The organism is Lentibacillus persicus, assembly GCF_900112705.1.
Classification (GTDB): domain Bacteria; phylum Bacillota; class Bacilli; order Bacillales; family Amphibacillaceae; genus Lentibacillus; species Lentibacillus persicus.
Window position 1 is genome coordinate 19,950 of record NZ_FOMR01000015.1, and the last position, 15,705, is coordinate 35,654.

General features: G+C 44.4%; 27 protein-coding genes. All 27 read right to left on the reverse strand.

Features of this window, described 5'->3' with window-relative positions; translation table 11 throughout:
- Positions 1 to 26 precede the first annotated feature (26 nt).
- Entirely contained in the window at positions 27 to 1,319 is a 1,293-nt protein-coding gene (gene secY / locus BMZ22_RS15510; RefSeq protein ID WP_090087252.1) for a preprotein translocase subunit SecY, read from the reverse strand.
- Positions 1,319 to 1,759, reverse strand: coding sequence for a 50S ribosomal protein L15 (gene rplO / locus BMZ22_RS15515; protein WP_090087255.1), 441 nt, complete (start codon positions 1,757 to 1,759; stop codon positions 1,319 to 1,321). Before rplO ends, secY begins: the two co-directional genes overlap by 1 nt.
- Positions 1,760 to 1,789: 30 nt before the next feature.
- Positions 1,790 to 1,972 (reverse strand): 50S ribosomal protein L30, encoded by a 183-nt coding sequence (gene rpmD / locus BMZ22_RS15520; protein ID WP_090087258.1) that lies wholly within the window; start codon positions 1,970 to 1,972, stop codon positions 1,790 to 1,792.
- A gap of 13 nt (positions 1,973 to 1,985) precedes the next feature.
- Positions 1,986 to 2,489 carry a 30S ribosomal protein S5 gene (rpsE, locus tag BMZ22_RS15525; RefSeq protein WP_090087261.1) on the reverse strand — a complete coding sequence of 168 codons (504 nt, stop codon included), beginning with the start codon at positions 2,487 to 2,489 and terminating at the stop codon, positions 1,986 to 1,988.
- 24 nt (positions 2,490 to 2,513) lie between these two features.
- Entirely contained in the window at positions 2,514 to 2,876 is a 363-nt protein-coding gene (rplR, locus tag BMZ22_RS15530; RefSeq protein WP_090087263.1) for a 50S ribosomal protein L18, read from the reverse strand.
- A gap of 32 nt (positions 2,877 to 2,908) precedes the next feature.
- A complete protein-coding gene (gene rplF, locus BMZ22_RS15535; RefSeq protein WP_090087266.1) occupies positions 2,909 to 3,445 on the reverse strand; it encodes a 50S ribosomal protein L6 in 537 nt (178 codons plus the stop codon).
- 30 nt (positions 3,446 to 3,475) lie between these two features.
- Positions 3,476 to 3,874: a 30S ribosomal protein S8 gene (gene rpsH, locus BMZ22_RS15540; RefSeq protein WP_090087268.1), complete on the reverse strand. Its 399-nt coding sequence runs from the start codon at positions 3,872 to 3,874 to the stop codon at positions 3,476 to 3,478.
- Between the two features lie 30 nt (positions 3,875 to 3,904).
- Entirely contained in the window at positions 3,905 to 4,090 is a 186-nt protein-coding gene (locus tag BMZ22_RS15545; RefSeq protein WP_068446093.1) for a type Z 30S ribosomal protein S14, read from the reverse strand.
- A gap of 17 nt (positions 4,091 to 4,107) precedes the next feature.
- Entirely contained in the window at positions 4,108 to 4,647 is a 540-nt protein-coding gene (rplE, locus tag BMZ22_RS15550; RefSeq protein ID WP_090087271.1) for a 50S ribosomal protein L5, read from the reverse strand.
- A 26-nt stretch (positions 4,648 to 4,673) separates the two neighbouring features.
- A complete protein-coding gene (gene rplX / locus BMZ22_RS15555) occupies positions 4,674 to 4,985 on the reverse strand; it encodes a 50S ribosomal protein L24 (RefSeq protein WP_090087273.1) in 312 nt (103 codons plus the stop codon).
- 44 nt (positions 4,986 to 5,029) lie between these two features.
- Positions 5,030 to 5,398 (reverse strand): 50S ribosomal protein L14, encoded by a 369-nt coding sequence (gene rplN / locus BMZ22_RS15560; RefSeq protein ID WP_090087276.1) that lies wholly within the window; start codon positions 5,396 to 5,398, stop codon positions 5,030 to 5,032.
- Positions 5,399 to 5,440: 42 nt separating this feature from the next.
- Positions 5,441 to 5,704 carry a 30S ribosomal protein S17 gene (gene rpsQ, locus BMZ22_RS15565; protein ID WP_090087280.1) on the reverse strand — a complete coding sequence of 88 codons (264 nt, stop codon included), beginning with the start codon at positions 5,702 to 5,704 and terminating at the stop codon, positions 5,441 to 5,443.
- A 23-nt stretch (positions 5,705 to 5,727) separates the two neighbouring features.
- Positions 5,728 to 5,928 carry a 50S ribosomal protein L29 gene (rpmC, locus tag BMZ22_RS15570; protein WP_090087283.1) on the reverse strand — a complete coding sequence of 67 codons (201 nt, stop codon included), beginning with the start codon at positions 5,926 to 5,928 and terminating at the stop codon, positions 5,728 to 5,730.
- On the reverse strand, positions 5,918 to 6,352 hold the full coding sequence (gene rplP / locus BMZ22_RS15575; protein WP_090087286.1) for a 50S ribosomal protein L16: 435 nt from the start codon (positions 6,350 to 6,352) through the stop codon (positions 5,918 to 5,920). Before rplP ends, rpmC begins: the two co-directional genes overlap by 11 nt.
- A gap of 18 nt (positions 6,353 to 6,370) precedes the next feature.
- Positions 6,371 to 7,012: a 30S ribosomal protein S3 gene (rpsC, locus tag BMZ22_RS15580; protein ID WP_090087289.1), complete on the reverse strand. Its 642-nt coding sequence runs from the start codon at positions 7,010 to 7,012 to the stop codon at positions 6,371 to 6,373.
- A 3-nt stretch (positions 7,013 to 7,015) separates the two neighbouring features.
- A complete protein-coding gene (gene rplV, locus BMZ22_RS15585; protein ID WP_090087292.1) occupies positions 7,016 to 7,357 on the reverse strand; it encodes a 50S ribosomal protein L22 in 342 nt (113 codons plus the stop codon).
- Positions 7,358 to 7,375: 18 nt separating this feature from the next.
- Complete coding sequence (rpsS, locus tag BMZ22_RS15590) at positions 7,376 to 7,654, reverse strand: 30S ribosomal protein S19 (RefSeq protein WP_090087295.1); 279 nt, start codon at positions 7,652 to 7,654, stop codon at positions 7,376 to 7,378.
- A 54-nt stretch (positions 7,655 to 7,708) separates the two neighbouring features.
- Positions 7,709 to 8,545 (reverse strand): 50S ribosomal protein L2, encoded by an 837-nt coding sequence (rplB, locus tag BMZ22_RS15595; RefSeq protein ID WP_090087298.1) that lies wholly within the window; start codon positions 8,543 to 8,545, stop codon positions 7,709 to 7,711.
- 28 nt (positions 8,546 to 8,573) lie between these two features.
- A complete protein-coding gene (rplW, locus tag BMZ22_RS15600) occupies positions 8,574 to 8,861 on the reverse strand; it encodes a 50S ribosomal protein L23 (protein WP_090087301.1) in 288 nt (95 codons plus the stop codon).
- Positions 8,858 to 9,484: a 50S ribosomal protein L4 gene (gene rplD, locus BMZ22_RS15605; RefSeq protein WP_090087303.1), complete on the reverse strand. Its 627-nt coding sequence runs from the start codon at positions 9,482 to 9,484 to the stop codon at positions 8,858 to 8,860. Before rplD ends, rplW begins: the two co-directional genes overlap by 4 nt.
- A gap of 24 nt (positions 9,485 to 9,508) precedes the next feature.
- Positions 9,509 to 10,138 carry a 50S ribosomal protein L3 gene (rplC, locus tag BMZ22_RS15610; protein WP_090087306.1) on the reverse strand — a complete coding sequence of 210 codons (630 nt, stop codon included), beginning with the start codon at positions 10,136 to 10,138 and terminating at the stop codon, positions 9,509 to 9,511.
- 30 nt (positions 10,139 to 10,168) lie between these two features.
- A complete protein-coding gene (rpsJ, locus tag BMZ22_RS15615) occupies positions 10,169 to 10,477 on the reverse strand; it encodes a 30S ribosomal protein S10 (protein ID WP_068446121.1) in 309 nt (102 codons plus the stop codon).
- Positions 10,478 to 10,929: 452 nt separating this feature from the next.
- Entirely contained in the window at positions 10,930 to 12,120 is a 1,191-nt protein-coding gene (tuf, locus tag BMZ22_RS15620; protein ID WP_090087308.1) for an elongation factor Tu, read from the reverse strand.
- A gap of 123 nt (positions 12,121 to 12,243) precedes the next feature.
- Positions 12,244 to 14,322, reverse strand: a complete 2,079-nt coding sequence (fusA, locus tag BMZ22_RS15625) for an elongation factor G (RefSeq protein WP_090087311.1) — start codon at positions 14,320 to 14,322, stop codon at positions 12,244 to 12,246.
- 42 nt (positions 14,323 to 14,364) lie between these two features.
- Positions 14,365 to 14,835, reverse strand: a complete 471-nt coding sequence (rpsG, locus tag BMZ22_RS15630; protein WP_090087313.1) for a 30S ribosomal protein S7 — start codon at positions 14,833 to 14,835, stop codon at positions 14,365 to 14,367.
- A gap of 38 nt (positions 14,836 to 14,873) precedes the next feature.
- Complete coding sequence (gene rpsL / locus BMZ22_RS15635; protein WP_090087316.1) at positions 14,874 to 15,293, reverse strand: 30S ribosomal protein S12; 420 nt, start codon at positions 15,291 to 15,293, stop codon at positions 14,874 to 14,876.
- Positions 15,294 to 15,431: 138 nt separating this feature from the next.
- Positions 15,432 to 15,683, reverse strand: coding sequence for a ribosomal L7Ae/L30e/S12e/Gadd45 family protein (locus BMZ22_RS15640; protein WP_090087317.1), 252 nt, complete (start codon positions 15,681 to 15,683; stop codon positions 15,432 to 15,434).
- Between the last annotated feature and the right edge of the window lie 22 nt (positions 15,684 to 15,705).

A 15,705-nucleotide genomic window follows, 5' to 3' on the forward strand; every position in this document is an offset into this window, starting at 1 on the left:
CCCCTCGCTCTCATTGGCGGCATTGGTTACTTGATAAAGCCTGTATAATGCCGTTTTACCAGCTGGCTTTCGAGTTGTTTCATCGTCTGCAGGGCAACACCTACAACGATCAGCAAGCTTGTGCCGCCTATTTGTACTGCTTGAGGCAGATTTGCAAGACCGCCTAAAATAATAGGCAGCACAGAAACCGCAGCCAAGAAGAGGGCTCCTACAAATGTCAGTCGATACATAACACGTGTAAGATAGGTCTCTGTATTTTTGCCAGGACGTATGCCTGGAATATATCCGCCTTGTTTTTGCAGATTTTCCGCCATTTGTTCAGGGTTAACCTGCACAAATGTGTAAAAATACGTGAACGCAATAATCAATGCTACATAGATGATCATCCCAACTGGCTGGGTGTAATCAAAAATGTTTTCAACCGTTGCTGCAATCTCGTTGCCTTCAAACAGTCCGGCAACAGTTCGGGGGGCGATAATAAATGCAATCGCAAAGATTACCGGGATGACCCCTGCAGCATTAACTTTTAATGGCAAGTGTGTCGAATGTCCACCCACTGGGGATCGATTAACAAGTTTTTTAGCATACTGAATTGGTATTTTCCTTAGTGCCTGTTGAATAAATATAACACCAACAGTTACCGCTACGACAACCAATGCTATTAAAGCTACAATAACGATGTTAATGAACAGCTCCTCACCAGCATCGACGAAATACTGGCTGTATAACTGGTTGACGCCGTTCGGGACTGCTGCAACGATACCGGCAAAAATAAGAATAGAAATGCCGTTGCCGACACCATTCGCTGTGATTTGCTCACCCAGCCACATTAAAAATGTCGTACCGCTTGTAAGGATAATAGCAATCGTTAGAAACTTCCAGACGCTCGGTTCACTTATCAGCATCCCGCCTGCCATGGCATTAAAGCCGATCGACATAGCGATTGCCTGAACAAATGCAAGTACTACCGTACCATAACGGGTGACCTGGGCTATTTTTTTACGACCCATTTCGCCTTGCTTTTTCCATTCAGTGAACTTTGGCACGACGTCCATTTGCAGCAGCTGCATAATAATGGCTGCCGTAATGTAAGGCATAATCCCCATTGCGAAAATGGAGAAGTTCTGCAGTGCCCCGCCTCCAAACGTATTTAAAAAGCCGAAAACGTTTTGCTGGTTCATAAAATCAATAGCTTCTCGATTTGTAAATGGTACTGGTATAAATGTACCAAGACGGAAAACAATCAACATTAGCAATGTGAATACAATCTTCCGTCTGATATCTTTTACTCGCACTAAATTGGAGACTGTGCGGAACATTAGATCACCTCTGTTTTACCGCCCGCTGCCTCGATTGCTTCTTTCGCTGAAGCAGAGAACTTATGAGCTTTTACAGTGAGTTTCTTTTCAACACTGCCGTTGCCAAGCACTTTAATGCCGGCTTTTGCTTTGTTGACGACACCTTCTTCAAGTAAAAGCTCAGGTGTAATTTCCGTGTCCTCGTCAAAGCGATTTAAAGCATCCAAGTTTACAATCGCAAATTCCTTGCGGTGAACATTGGTAAATCCGCGCTTAGGCAAGCGCTGGAATAAAGGCATCTGTCCGCCTTCAAAGCCTGGACGGGTGTTCCCGCCTTCACGTGCTTTTTGACCTTTATGGCCTCTTCCGGATGTTTTGCCGTTACCGGATGACATACCGCGGCCAACGCGATTGCGCTTTTTACGACTTCCTTCTGCTGACTTTAATTCATGAAGTTTCATACGTGCACCTCCTCTTCTGCTTTAAAATGATTACACTTCTTTAACCGCTACAAGATGAGCGACTTTATCAATCATACCGCGAGTAGCTGGTGTGTCTTCACGTACGACGGATTGACGGATTTTCTTCAAACCGAGTGATTGAACAGTCTGGCGCTGTCCTTCTGATTGGCCGATTACACTGCGCGTGAGGGTGATTTCTAATTGTTTAGACATAGTTATTCCCTCCTTATCCTAACAGTTCTTCTACAGATTTGCCGCGTAGTTTTGCTACGTTTTCTGCCGTTTTTAGATTTGTTAAGCCGTTTAATGTTGCGCGAATCATGTTGATCGGTGTATTGGATCCAAGTGATTTTGTCAAAATGTCACCTACACCGGAAAGTTCAAGGATAGCACGCACAGGTCCGCCGGAGATAACACCAGTACCTTCTGAAGCTGGTTTCATGAGTACGTTTCCTGAACCATATTGCCCATGGATTTCATGTGGAATTGTGGTACCGACGATTGGTACTTCAATCAGGTTTTTCTTCGCATCATCAACTGCTTTTTTGATGGCCTCAGGCACTTCTTTTGCTTTCCCGGTACCAAAACCGACATGGCCATTTTTATCGCCTACAACAACCAATGCAGCAAAACGGAAGTTCCGTCCACCTTTTACTACTTTCGCAACGCGGTTAATCGCAACAACGCGTTCTTCAAGATCTAATTTGTTTGGATCAATGCTTGTTTGCATGTGTGTCCCTCCTTTGTTTCACGATTAAAATTCAAGGCCGTTCTCGCGAGCAGCATCTGCCAATGCTTTGACACGTCCATGATAAAGATAGCCTCCACGGTCAAATACAACAGCTGTGTAACCTTTATCTTTGGCGCGCTTGGCAACCAGCTCACCTACTTGTTGAGCTGCCTCAACGTTCCCTGTGGCTTCCAGGTTCAGGTCGTTATCATTCGTTGAAGCACTTGCAAGCGTATTGCCGGCTACGTCATCGATCAATTGTGCATAAATGTGTTTATTTGAACGGTACACATTAAGACGTGGGCGTTCCTCTGTCCCGAAGACATTCTTGCGGACGCGTGCATGTCTTTTCTTGCGTACAACGTTTTTGTCAGGTTTTGCGATCATCCAGGTCACTCCTTTCTGCTCCCTAACTAACCTTACTTAGCAGTTTTACCTTCTTTTTGGCGAACTTTTTCACCTTCATAACGGATACCTTTGCCTTTATAAGGTTCAGGTGGTCTGACTGCACGAATGTTGGCAGCCACTCCGCCGACTAATTCTTTATCGATACCTTTTACGGTTATTTTCGTGTTTTGCGGTACATCAATTTCGATGCCTTCAGTTTGTTCGATTTCAACGGGATGCGAATAACCTGCGTTGACAACGACTTTGTCGCCTTGTTTTTGGGCGCGATACCCAACACCATTAATTTCCAGTGATTTTTCAAATCCTTTGTGGACACCCTCGACCATATTGGCTACCATGCTGCGTGTCGTGCCATGCAATGCACGATGCTCTTTATGCTCACTCGGGCGTTCAACAGTCAGCACATTATCTTCTATAACGATTTTCATATCCGAATGGAAATTACGTGTCAGTTCACCTTTAGGACCTTTTACAGTAACTGTATTGCCATTAAGCTGAACGTCTACACCTTCAGGGATTTCCAACGGTTTAAGTCCGATACGGGACATTCCATACACCTCCTGTCTTAAAACTGTAGATTACCAGACATATGCAAGTACTTCGCCGCCCACAGCTTGCTTGCGTGCTTCTTTGTCGGAAAGTACACCATGTGATGTTGATACAACTGCAATGCCTAAACCATTCAGTACTCGCGGTACTTCATCCGCTTTTGCGTAAACACGGAGCCCAGGCTTGCTGATACGTTTGATGCCAGTGATGACGCGCTCTTCATTCGCCCCGTACTTCAGGAATATACGCAGAATACCTTGTTTGTCATCTTCAACGAATTCATAATCACGTACGAATCCTTCGCGCTTAAGGATATCAGCGATCTCTTTCTTTACATTGGAAGCCGGAAGCTCTAATTTTTCATGCCGGACCATGTTGGCATTACGAATGCGAGTCAACATATCTGCTATTGGATCTGTCATAACCATTACTACATTACCTCCTTCCCGAATCGGGGTTTACCAGCTTGCTTTTTTAACGCCAGGAATTTGACCTTTATAGGCCAGTTCGCGGAAACAAATACGGCATAGTTTAAATTTGCGGATTACAGAATGTGGTCGGCCACAGCGTTCGCACCGTGTATATTCACGCACTTTAAACTTTTGCGGTTTTTTTTGTTTCGCAATCATTGATTTTTTAGCCACAGTTTTCCCTCCTTGGATTATTTTTGGAACGGCATGCCAAGCTGAGAAAGCAATTCACTTGCTTCTTCGTCAGTATTGGAGCTCGTTACGATAACGACATCCATACCACGAACTTTGCTCACTTTATCGTAATTAATTTCCGGGAAAATAAGCTGTTCTTTAATACCCAAAGTGTAGTTGCCGCGACCATCAAATGCTTTTTTAGAGATCCCGCGGAAGTCACGCACACGCGGAAGTGATACAGCAATCAGTTTTTGCAGAAACTCATACATCCGCTCGCCTCTTAGTGTCACTTTGGCTCCAATCGGCATTCCTTCACGAAGCCGGAATCCGGCAATTGACTTTTTCGCACGGGTTACGATTGGTTTTTGACCGGAAATCAGTGAAAGTTCCTCAACAGCATTATCAAGTGCTTTAGAGTTTTGTACTGCATCACCGACGCCCATGTTAATAACGATCTTCTCAATATTTGGCGCTTGCATTACAGAATCGTATTCAAATTTATTCATTAAAGATGGCAAGACTTCATCTTGATATTTTTGTTTTAATGCGTTCATCATGTCGCCCTCCTTTCGCCTGCGAACTATTTATCGATTGCTTCACCGGATTTTTTGGCAATACGTATCTTTTTGCCATCACGGTCTTCATACCCTACACGAGTCGGCTCGCCGGATTTCGGATCAATTAACATAACATTCGAAACATGAATCGCTGCTTCCTGATTAAGGATCCCGCCTTGCGGATTATCCTGTGAAGGCTTCGCATGTTTCTTAACCATATTAATTCCTTCAACCAAAACACGGTCTTTTTTCGGATATGATTCCAGAATTGTTCCTTCTTTACCACGGTCTTTTCCGGAGATTACTTTAACTTTGTCACCTTTTTTTACATGCATGTCTGATGCGCACCTCCTTGACAGGACTCTTTTTTTGCTTTCACTTATAATACTTCCGGTGCCAGAGACACGATTTTCATGAATTTAGCATCGCGCAATTCACGTGCGACAGGTCCAAAAATACGTGTACCTTGAGGGCCTTTATCATCACGGACAATTACGGCAGCATTTTCATCAAAACGAATATAGGAGCCATCATTACGGCGCACACCGGACTTCGAGCGAACAATAACAGCTCTTACGACGTCGCCTTTTTTGACAACGCCTCCTGGTGTTGCATGTTTCACCGTGCAAACAACAACATCACCAATGTTAGCCGTTTTACGTCCTGAACCGCCCAAGACTTTGATGGCCTTAACTTCACGGGCACCAGAGTTATCTGCAACTTTTAAACTGGTTTCTTGTTGAATCATACGTTTGTGACCTCCCTTCGGATATCTTCCGAGCGAACTTTATTATATGATAACCGCTTCTTCAACAACTTCAACCAGACGGAACCGTTTGGTAGCTGATAGCGGGCGAGTTTCCATGATCTTTACAACGTCACCGGTTTTAGCTTCATTGTTTTCATCATGTGTCTTGAACTTTTTGGAATATTTAACACGCTTGCCGTACAGGTCATGAAACTTGTATGTCTCAACAACAACTGAAATGGTTTTATCCATTTTATCTGATACGACACGGCCTGTATATACTTTACGATCATTACGTTCACTCATTATGAGACTAACCTCCTCTCAGGTTAATTGTTTACGCTTAGCTCACGCTGGCGTGAGATTGTTTTCATGCGGGCAATCGTTTTTTTAACTTCACTGATGCGTGCAGTGTTTTCCAATTGACCGGTAGCTAATTGAAAGCGCAGATTAAATAATTCTTCTTTTAACGATTGTACTTTTTGATCGATTTCGGCAGTGGTTAATTCTCTAATTTCGTTAGCTTTCATTTGATTCACCACCAATTTCTTCACGTTTTACAAACTTAGTTTTAATCGGCAGTTTATGAGAAGCCAAGCGAAGTGCTTCGCGTGCTACTTCTTCTTCTACACCTGCGATTTCAAACATAATTTTCCCTGGTTTTACTACTGCTACCCAGCCTTCAGGTGCACCTTTACCGGAACCCATACGGACTTCAAGGGGTTTTGCAGTATATGGTTTGTCAGGAAATATCTTAATCCAAACTTTACCGCCACGCTTCATGTAACGTGTCATGGCGATACGGGCTGCCTCGATTTGGCGGCTTGTGATCCAGGTTGCTTCGATAGCCTGCAATCCATACTCACCAAAGGCGACGGTTTTTCCACCTTTCGCTTGGCCTTTCATACGGCCGCGGTGTTGTTTACGATATTTAACACGTTTTGGCATTAACATAATGCATGTCCCCCTTCCTTAGTTGTTAGTTTTTGATGGAAGGACTTCTCCACGATAGATCCACACTTTGACGCCCAACTTGCCGTAAGTTGTGTCTGCTTCTGCCTGACCGAAATCAATATCGGCACGAAGTGTGTGCAATGGAACAGTTCCTTCGCTGTAATGTTCCGCACGGGCAATATCAGCACCGCCAAGACGTCCGGAAACTTGTGTTTTAATACCTTTTGCTCCTCCGCGCATCGTACGTTGAATTGATTGTTTTTGTGCACGACGGAATGAAATACGATTTTCCAGCTGGCGGGCAATGTTTTCAGCAACCAATGTAGCATCCATGTCGACTTTCTTGATTTCCACAATGTTGATATGAACACGTTTGCCAGTCAGGCTGTTCAAGGATTTTCTGAGTGCTTCTACTTCAGAGCCGCCTTTACCGATGACCATTCCCGGTTTGCCGGTATGGATCGTAATGTTTACGCGGTTAGCCGCACGTTCGATGTCAATTTTTGAAACAGCAGCTGTTTGCAGACGGTTTTCCAAGTATTCTCTGATTTTAATATCTTCGTGCAATAAGTCTGCATAGTCATTGCCGGCATACCATTTGGATTCCCAATCACGGATCACGCCGACGCGAAGACCATTAGGATTTACTTTTTGACCCACTGACTACCCCTCCTTCTTTTCTGATACCACGACTGTGACGTGGCTGGTACGTTTATTAATTTGACTTGCGCGTCCTTGTGCTCTTGGACGGAAACGTTTCAATGTCACACCTTCATCAACAAAAGCTTCCGAAATAACCAGATTGTCAGGTTCCATTTCATAGTTGTGCTCAGCGTTTGCTACAGCAGAGTTTAGAACCTTCTCGACAACCGGTGAAGCGCCACGTTGTGTATGACGCAGTATTGCAATTGCTTCTCCAACTTCTTTTCCTCGAATCAAATCGACGACTAAACGAACTTTGCGAGGAGCAATTCGAACAGATTTAGCAACGGCTTTTGCTTGCATGTAGAGTGCCTCCTCTCACTAGCGTTTTGTTTTCCTGTCATCACCCGAGTGCCCTTTAAACGTACGGCTCGGGGCAAATTCACCTAACTTATGTCCGACCATATCTTCTGTTACATACACGGGTACGTGTTTGCGTCCGTCATAAACAGCAATTGTATGCCCGACAAAATGAGGAAATATTGTTGAACGGCGTGACCAGGTTTTAATAACTTGCTTTTTATTTGATTCATTCAAGCTTTCAACTTTTTTCATGAGATGGTCATCTGCAAAAGGTCCTTTTTTCAAGCTTCGACCCATGGATAAACCTCCTTTCGCAATTAACGACGGCTTTAATCCCGTCAGTATTTACGGTTATTTTTTACGCTTGCGTTCACGTACAATATATTTGTCAGTAGACTTATTGCGTTTACGTGTCTTGTAGCCAATCGTCGGCTGACCCCAAGGTGAAACTGGTGCTTCAAGGCCGATGAATGATTTACCTTCACCGCCGCCATGCGGGTGGTCATAAGCGTTCATAACTGTACCGCGCACACTTGGGCGCTTGCCTTTCCAGCGCGAACGACCTGCTTTACCGACACGGATAAGTTCATTCTCAAGATTGCCCACCTGGCCGATTGTTGCACGGCATTCAGACAAAACAAGACGAACTTCTTCTGATGTAAGGCGTACCAATGTGTACTTGCCTTCACGTCCAAGAACCTGTGCGTCAGCGCCTGCTGAACGTACAAGCTGGCCACCGTGCCCTGGTTTTAATTCAACATTATGAACCACAGTACCAACTGGAATATCTTTTAATTTCTTGGCATTGCCCGTTTTGATGTCAGCATCTGCGCCTGACACAATTTTTTGGCCTTTTTTCAGTCCTTTAGGTGCCAGGATATAACGTTTTTCCCCGTCTGCATAGTGAATCAGTGCAATATTGGCAGTACGGTTCGGATCATACTCTATAGTAGCAACGCGGCCTGGTATTCCATCTTTATCACGCTTAAAGTCAATAAGACGATATTGACGCTTGTGACCGCCGCCTTGATGGCGCATTGTCATTTTCCCCTGGTTGTTGCGTCCGCCACGCTTATATAGCGGGCTTAGCAGGGAGCGTTCGGGATTATCTGTTGTGATTTCAGCAAAGTCAGATCCCGACATATTACGTTTACCGTTTGAGGTTGGTTTAAATCGTTTAATCGCCATCGTTTTCCCTCCTTTTTATACTTGTCGCTTAGCCTTCAAAGAAGTCCAGTTCGTCACTGTCTTCTGAAAGCTGCACAATTGCTTTTTTGCGGTCTGGACGGTATCCGCCGTAACGGCCCATCCGCTTAAATTTACCTTTAAGATTCATGGTGTTGACACGTTCCACTTTAACGTCGAAAACAATCTCAACAGCATCTTTGATTTCTGTTTTATTTGCTTTAGGGCTTACTTCAAACGTATATTTCTTCTCCGCCATCAGTTCGGCAGAATCTTCCGTTATGACAGGGCGCCTTAAAATATCGCGTGGTTCTTTCATCGTGCAAGCACCTCCCCTGCTTTCTCAGCTGCATCTTTTGTAATGATCAGCTTGTCATGCGTCAGTAAATCCAGTACATTTACTTCGTTCATTGTAAGCACATGTGCATTCGGAAGGTTATTAGCTGAACGGATAACATTTTCATCCTCATCAGCAGTCACAATCAGCACTTTATTGTCGACGTTCAATGCGTTAAGCATTTGCACGATTTCTTTTGTCTTAGGCGTATCGATTGCGATATCTTCCAGCACAATCACACTATCTTCTTTTACTTTAGAAGACAAAGCTGATTTAAGTGCTAACCGGCGAACTTTTTTCGGCAGTTTATAACTGTAGCTCCGCGGTGTCGGTCCAAATACAATTCCGCCGCCTACCCATTGTGGTGAACGGATGGAGCCTTGACGAGCGCGGCCTGTGCCTTTCTGGCGCCACGGTTTGCGTCCTCCGCCTTTTCTTTCTGAACGGTTCTTTACATCATGTGTGCCTTGGCGTGATGATGCGCGCTGCTGAAGAACTGCTTCGTGCAGCACATGTGTATTAGGCTCGATACCGAACACGGATTCATTTAATTCTACGTCTCCGGCTTGAGTTCCGTCTTGTTTTAATAGTGCTACTTTAGGCATGACTTCTCCTCCTTTCGTTTATAATTAGTTAGCCTTTATTGCACTCGATATTTTAACGAATGATTTTTTTGCACCAGGAATATTTCCTTTGATCAGTAATAGGTTTTTCTCAGCGTCTACCTTGACAATTTCAAGGTTTTGAATGGTGACTTGTCTGCCGCCCATTTGACCAGGCATTGTCTGCCCTTTAAAAACACGCATTGAGTTAATGTCACCCAGCGCACCAGTCCCTCTATGGTAATGTGAACCGTGCGTTTCAGGGCCGCGGCTTTGTCCATGTCGCTTGATAGCACCCTGGAAACCTTTCCCTTTTGTTATGCCTGTAACATCAATGATGTCACCCGCTTCAAAAGCATCAACGCCTATTTCCTGACCAACTTCGTATTCATCAGGGTTTGCGTGACGGATTTCACGAACGTAGCGCTTAGGGGTTGTGTTTGCCTTTTCAGCATGACCTTTTTCCGCTTTGTTTGAACGTGATTCCTTTTTGTCTGCAAAACCGAGTTGTAGTGCTTCGTAGCCATCATTTTCGATTGTTCTTTTTTGCAGAACAACGTTTGGCTCAGCCTGAATGACAGTTACTGGTGTTAATTCACCCTCTTCTGAGAAGAGTTGTGTCATGCCGATTTTGCGGCCTAAGATTCCTTTCGTCATCCGTTACACCTCCTATTATTTTCATATATTTTATAACTTGATTTCAATGTCAACACCGGACGGTAAGTCAAGACGCATTAACGAGTCAACTGTTTGCGGTGTTGGGCTGACGATATCGATTAAGCGTTTATGCGTACGCATTTCGAATTGTTCACGGGCATCTTTGTACTTGTGCACCGCACGCAATACCGTATATACAGATTTCTCTGTCGGCAACGGAATTGGGCCGGAAACACCTGCACCTGAACGTTTTGCTGTGTCCACAATCTTCTCTGCGGACTGATCCAAAATGCGATGATCATATGCCTTTAACCGAATTCTAATCTTCTCTTTTGCCATTATTTTCCCTCCTTTACGCCGATTTTATAATAGCGCTGCTCCATGAAAATTTCTTGATACGCCGCCATGGCAAAGGGGCCGGGTGTATCAACAACCTTTCACTTCCTTGCTTTTTTGACCAACATTATTATTATATAAGGAATGAATGGCCAATGCAACCATAGATTATAATGATAATCTAATCGCACATCAGTGAATTATACTAGCTTCAAAGCACGATTGCAAGGGCTGCGAAAGACTTTTTGCAAAAAAATTTCAGCAGGTGTATTTCGTAGTTAATGTAAACTGCCAACCAGTGACAATTTCATAAGCCTCTCTAGCGACGCAGCTGGAATTATTTTAGAATAAGTCCTCTTGAATCCATATTGTCTGCTAGATGGTCGGTTTTTTCTCATTGCAAACAAAAAAACAGGCAGTGACGTCACGCTGCCTGTTTTTATAAAAATCAGTTGTTATTTTTGAATTTGAGTTACAACGCCTGATCCAACAGTACGGCCACCTTCACGGATAGAGAAGCGAGTACCATCTTCAATAGCGATTGGAGAAATCAATTCAACTTCCATTTCGATGTTATCGCCAGGCATTACCATTTCAACGCCTTCTGGAAGTGTAATAACACCAGTCACGTCAGTTGTACGGAAGTAAAACTGCGGACGGTAGTTAGCGAAGAATGGAGTGTGCCGACCACCTTCGTCTTTGGACAATACATAAACTTCGGCTTTGAAGTTCGTGTGTGGTGTGATCGAACCTGGTTTTGCAAGTACTTGACCACGGTTGATGTCTTCACGGGATACACCACGAAGCAGTGCACCGATGTTGTCACCAGCTTCCGCATAGTCAAGAAGCTTACGGAACATTTCAACGCCTGTAACAGTTGTTTTGCTCAGTTCTTCAGCAAGACCGACAATTTCAACCTCGTCACCGACTTTAACTGTTCCACGCTCAACACGGCCAGTTGCAACTGTACCACGGCCAGTGATTGAGAATACGTCCTCAACTGGCATCATGAATGGCTTGTCATGGTCACGTTCCGGAGTTGGAATATACTCGTCAACTGCTGCCATAAGTTCATAGATTTTTTGCTCGTATTCTTCTTCACCTTCAAGTGCTTTCAGCGCTGAACCTTTAACAACCGGAATGTCGTCTCCCGGGAAATCATATTCAGTCAGCAGGTCACGAACTTCCATTTCAACCAATTCAAGAAGCTCTTCGTCATCAACCATGTCGACTTTGTTAAGGAACACAACGATCGCCGGTACACCAACGTTACGGGAAAGCAGGATGTGTTCACGAGTCTGAGGCATTGGGCCATCAGCTGCAGATACAACCAGAATTGCACCGTCCATTTGTGCTGCACCAGTGATCATGTTCTTAACGTAGTCAGCGTGTCCCGGGCAGTCAACGTGTGCATAGTGACGTCCTTCTGTTTCATACTCAACGTGGGAAGTAGCGATTGTAATACCGCGCTCTTTTTCCTCCGGAGCATGGTCGATTTCGTCAAAGTTCATTGCAGTGCCTTCACCGGATTGCTTATGCAATGTAGTTGTGATTGCTGCAGTTAAAGTTGTTTTACCATGGTCAACGTGTCCAATAGTTCCGATATTCACGTGACTTTTCGAACGGTCAAATTTTTCTTTAGACATGTATAGTTCCTCCTTTAAATAAATAAAAGTGTTTTTTTTATATTATTGACAGCCAGAATGAAGCCTTAAAGCTTATCCATAGCCTTCAATAAAAGTTATACGTCAGATTACGGAAAAAATCAATTATTCACCGGAATTTTTCTTAATTATTTCTTCCGATATGCTCTTAGGAACTTCTTCGTAATGATCAAAATGCATTGTGAATGTTCCGCGTCCTTGTGTGTTCGAACGCAAAGCTGTTGCATAACCGAACATTTCTGACAGTGGTACAAAGGCTCTGACAAGCTGTGCAGGTCCGCGAGGTTCCATACCTTCCACGCGACCACGGCGGGATGTTACATCACCCATGATGTCGCCCATGTATTCTTCAGGGACAACAATTTCAACCTTCATCATCGGCTCCAAAAGAACCGGCTTACATTTAGCCTTTGCTTCCCGAAGTGCCATTGAACCGGCAACCTTAAACGCCATTTCGTTCGAGTCAACATCGTGATAGCTGCCATCATATAATGTTGCCTTAACATCAATCATTGGATAGCCCGCCAAGACACCATTTTCCAAGGATTCCTGAATACCCGCATCAACGGATGGGATGTATTCACGCGGTACGACACCACCAACAATCTTGTTTTGGAACTCATAGCCTGCGCCTTCTTCATTTGGTTCAAATTTGACCCAAACGTGTCCATACTGACCACGGCCACCTGACTGACGAATAAATTTACCTTCAACTTCAGCAGATGCGCGGAACGTTTCGCGGTAGGCCACTTGTGGCGCTCCAACTTGGGCTTCAACTTTAAATTCAGCTTTCAGACGGTTGACGATAACGTCCAGGTGCAATTCACCCATTCCGGAGATAATTGTCTGGCCTGTCTCTTCGTCGGTTTCTGTTTTAAATGTCGGGTCTTCTTCTGCAAGTTTACCCAATGCAACCGCCATTTTATCCTGGTCGGCTTTCGTTTTCGGCTCGATTGCAACCGAAATAACAGGGTCAGGGAACTCCATAGATTCAAGGACAACTAAGTCTTTTTCATCGCACAGTGTATCACCTGTCGACGTATCTTTGAGACCTACACCGGCTGCAATTTCACCGGCATATACCGTCTTAACCTCTTCACGGGAGTTCGCGTGCATCTGCAGGATACGTCCAACACGTTCCCGTTTGTCTTTGACCGAGTTTTTAACATATGATCCGGCGTTCAATGTTCCGGAGTAAACCCGGAAGAACGTCAGTTTACCAACATACGGGTCTGTCATAACTTTAAACGCCAACGCTGAGAATGATGCGTTATCATCAGACGGACGCGTTGTTTCCTCTTCCGTGGATGGGTCAAAACCTTCAATTGGAGGTACATCCGTTGGTGCCGGAAGATAGTCAATAACACCGTCCAGCACTAATTGAACACCTTTGTTCTTAAATGCTGAACCACAGTAAACCGGGTAAAAATCAACATTTAATGTTGCTGTACGAATCGCTTTTTTCAGCTCATCGTTGGAAATTTCTTCACCCTCAAGATATTGCATCATGAGATCTTCGTCAACTTCCGCTACAGCTTCAATTAACTCGCCGCGTAGCTCTTCGGCCTTTTCCTTGTAATCGTCGGGAATTTCGCGAGCTTCGGCACGTGTGCCCAACTCATCCTCGTAGTAATATGCCTGCATGGTAATCAGGTCGATAATACCATCGAAATTGTCTTCTGCCCCAATCGGAAGCTGAACAGCATGAGCATTAGCTCCGAGGCGTTCTTTCAATGTGTTTGTCGAATAAAGAAAGTCTGCACCAACTTTATCCATCTTATTAACGAATACGATTCGCGGTACACCGTATGTTGTCGCCTGGCGCCATACTGTTTCTGTCTGCGGCTCAACCCCTGACTGGGCGTCAAGTACAGTCACCGCACCATCCAATACACGCAGGGAACGTTCAACTTCAACTGTGAAATCCACGTGTCCTGGTGTATCAATAATGTTTATACGGTGATTTTTCCATTGGGCAGTGGTTGCTGCAGAGGTGATTGTAATACCACGCTCTTGCTCTTGCTCCATCCAGTCCATCTGAGATGCACCTTCATGGGTTTCGCCAATTTTGTGAATACGTCCTGTATAGAAAAGAATACGCTCGGTAGTAGTGGTTTTACCTGCATCAATGTGTGCCATAATACCAATGTTACGCGTCTTTTCCAAGGAGAACTCTCTAGCCATGTATTCTTCTCCTTTCTCTTGAAAGCTTGTAGTTGTTTATAATTACCAGCGATAGTGGGCAAATGCTTTGTTTGCCTCAGCCATCTTGTGTAATTCCTCACGTCTTTTAACAGACGCTCCGGTATTATTCGAAGCATCAAGAATTTCGTTGGCAAGACGCTCTTCCATCGTTTTCTCCCCGCGCAGACGTGAGTAGTTAACGATATAACGCAAGCCTAGTGCCTGGCGACGCTCAGGGCGCACCTCCATTGGAACCTGGTAGTTGGAGCCACCAACACGGCGTGCACGAACCTCCAGTACAGGCATAACATTCTTCATTGCTTGTTCAAAAACCTCCATTGCGTCCTGTCCGCTCCGTTCTGAAACAAGTTCAAACGCATTATAGAGGATTTTTTGTGCCTTGCCCCGTTTACCATCAATCATGATTTGGTTAATTAAGCGTGTAACCAATTTTGAGTTGTAAAGCGGATCCGGCAGTACATCTCGCTTAGGTACTGGTCCTTTACGTGGCATATATTCCCCTCCTTTCACTCATTTATTACGTCAATTGCTTATTTTTTTTCTTTTGGTTTTTTAGTTCCGTACTTGGAACGACCTTTTCTGCGGCCCTCAACACCCGCTGTGTCAAGCGCGCCACGCACGATGTGATAACGGACACCCGGCAAGTCTTTTACACGACCGCCACGGATTAGTACAACACTGTGCTCTTGCAGGTTGTGGCCAATACCAGGGATATACGCTGTCACTTCCATGTTGTTGGAAAGACGAACACGTGCATATTTACGCAATGCAGAGTTAGGTTTCTTCGGTGTCAATGTACCCACACGTGTGCAAACGCCACGTTTCTGAGGTGCATTTTCATTCGTAAACTTTTTCTTGAAACTATTATAGCCTCTGTTCAAGGCAGGTGAGTCATATTTTTTAGGTTTACTGACACGACCTTTGCGTACCAATTGGTTAATAGTTGGCATTTTAAGTTTTCCTCCTTTCTGAATGTGCTTTTCATGACATGGAAACCACCTGTTTCAACAGTTATCTTAAGACCACATATCCAGGTGGTTCATTTTTTTGTAAAAAACAAAGCCTTCGCGACTAAATCGCCAAAACCTTCATTGTTTTACAGCAACAGCTGATGCTCCAACATCAATTCCACAGGCGGCTCCAAGTTTTCGTTTAGAATCGACTCGGTGACAAGGAACATCTGACGCTTGTGCCAGGTTCTCCACCTTTTGTGTGATTTGCCGGTCAGCATCATCAGCAATGAACACTTCGCTTGCAGCTCCGTGTTTAATTGCCTTAAGTGTCTGCTTCGTTCCGATTATTAGCTTTGATCTTAATTGGGTCACTTTTTCATAAGACATCATCATATCCTCCAAAGTAACA

Excerpts from the sequence above, each read along its gene's own strand:
- secY (WP_090087252.1), bottom strand. The coding sequence starts at position 1,319 with ATGTTCCGCACAGTCTCCAATTTAGTGCGAGTAAAAGATATCAGACGG.
- rplO (WP_090087255.1), bottom strand. The coding sequence starts at position 1,759 with ATGAAACTTCATGAATTAAAGTCAGCAGAAGGAAGTCGTAAAAAGCGC.
- rpmD (WP_090087258.1), bottom strand. The coding sequence starts at position 1,972 with ATGTCTAAACAATTAGAAATCACCCTCACGCGCAGTGTAATCGGCCAA.
- rpsE (WP_090087261.1), bottom strand. The coding sequence starts at position 2,489 with ATGCAAACAAGCATTGATCCAAACAAATTAGATCTTGAAGAACGCGTT.
- rplR (WP_090087263.1), bottom strand. The coding sequence starts at position 2,876 with ATGATCGCAAAACCTGACAAAAACGTTGTACGCAAGAAAAGACATGCA.
- rplF (WP_090087266.1), bottom strand. The coding sequence starts at position 3,445 with ATGTCCCGTATCGGACTTAAACCGTTGGAAATCCCTGAAGGTGTAGAC.
- rpsH (WP_090087268.1), bottom strand. The coding sequence starts at position 3,874 with ATGGTTATGACAGATCCAATAGCAGATATGTTGACTCGCATTCGTAAT.
- rplE (WP_090087271.1), bottom strand. The coding sequence starts at position 4,647 with ATGAACGCATTAAAACAAAAATATCAAGATGAAGTCTTGCCATCTTTA.
- rplX (WP_090087273.1), bottom strand. The coding sequence starts at position 4,985 with ATGCATGTAAAAAAAGGTGACAAAGTTAAAGTAATCTCCGGAAAAGAC.
- rplN (WP_090087276.1), bottom strand. The coding sequence starts at position 5,398 with ATGATTCAACAAGAAACCAGTTTAAAAGTTGCAGATAACTCTGGTGCC.
- rpsQ (WP_090087280.1), bottom strand. The coding sequence starts at position 5,704 with ATGAGTGAACGTAATGATCGTAAAGTATATACAGGCCGTGTCGTATCA.
- rpmC (WP_090087283.1), bottom strand. The coding sequence starts at position 5,928 with ATGAAAGCTAACGAAATTAGAGAATTAACCACTGCCGAAATCGATCAA.
- rplP (WP_090087286.1), bottom strand. The coding sequence starts at position 6,352 with ATGTTAATGCCAAAACGTGTTAAATATCGTAAACAACACCGCGGCCGT.
- rplV (WP_090087292.1), bottom strand. The coding sequence starts at position 7,357 with ATGCAAGCAAAAGCCGTTGCTAAATCTGTTCGAATTGCTCCTCGCAAA.
- rpsS (WP_090087295.1), bottom strand. The coding sequence starts at position 7,654 with ATGGGTCGAAGCTTGAAAAAAGGACCTTTTGCAGATGACCATCTCATG.
- rplB (WP_090087298.1), bottom strand. The coding sequence starts at position 8,545 with ATGGCGATTAAACGATTTAAACCAACCTCAAACGGTAAACGTAATATG.
- rplW (WP_090087301.1), bottom strand. The coding sequence starts at position 8,861 with ATGAAAGAACCACGCGATATTTTAAGGCGCCCTGTCATAACGGAAGAT.
- rplD (WP_090087303.1), bottom strand. The coding sequence starts at position 9,484 with ATGCCTAAAGTAGCACTATTAAAACAAGACGGAACTCAAGCCGGAGAC.
- rplC (WP_090087306.1), bottom strand. The coding sequence starts at position 10,138 with ATGACGAAAGGAATCTTAGGCCGCAAAATCGGCATGACACAACTCTTC.
- rpsJ (WP_068446121.1), bottom strand. The coding sequence starts at position 10,477 with ATGGCAAAAGAGAAGATTAGAATTCGGTTAAAGGCATATGATCATCGC.
- tuf (WP_090087308.1), bottom strand. The coding sequence starts at position 12,120 with ATGTCTAAAGAAAAATTTGACCGTTCGAAAAGTCACGTGAATATCGGA.
- fusA (WP_090087311.1), bottom strand. The coding sequence starts at position 14,322 with ATGGCTAGAGAGTTCTCCTTGGAAAAGACGCGTAACATTGGTATTATG.
- rpsG (WP_090087313.1), bottom strand. The coding sequence starts at position 14,835 with ATGCCACGTAAAGGACCAGTACCTAAGCGAGATGTACTGCCGGATCCG.
- rpsL (WP_090087316.1), bottom strand. The coding sequence starts at position 15,293 with ATGCCAACTATTAACCAATTGGTACGCAAAGGTCGTGTCAGTAAACCT.
- BMZ22_RS15640 (WP_090087317.1), bottom strand. The coding sequence starts at position 15,683 with ATGTCTTATGAAAAAGTGACCCAATTAAGATCAAAGCTAATAATCGGA.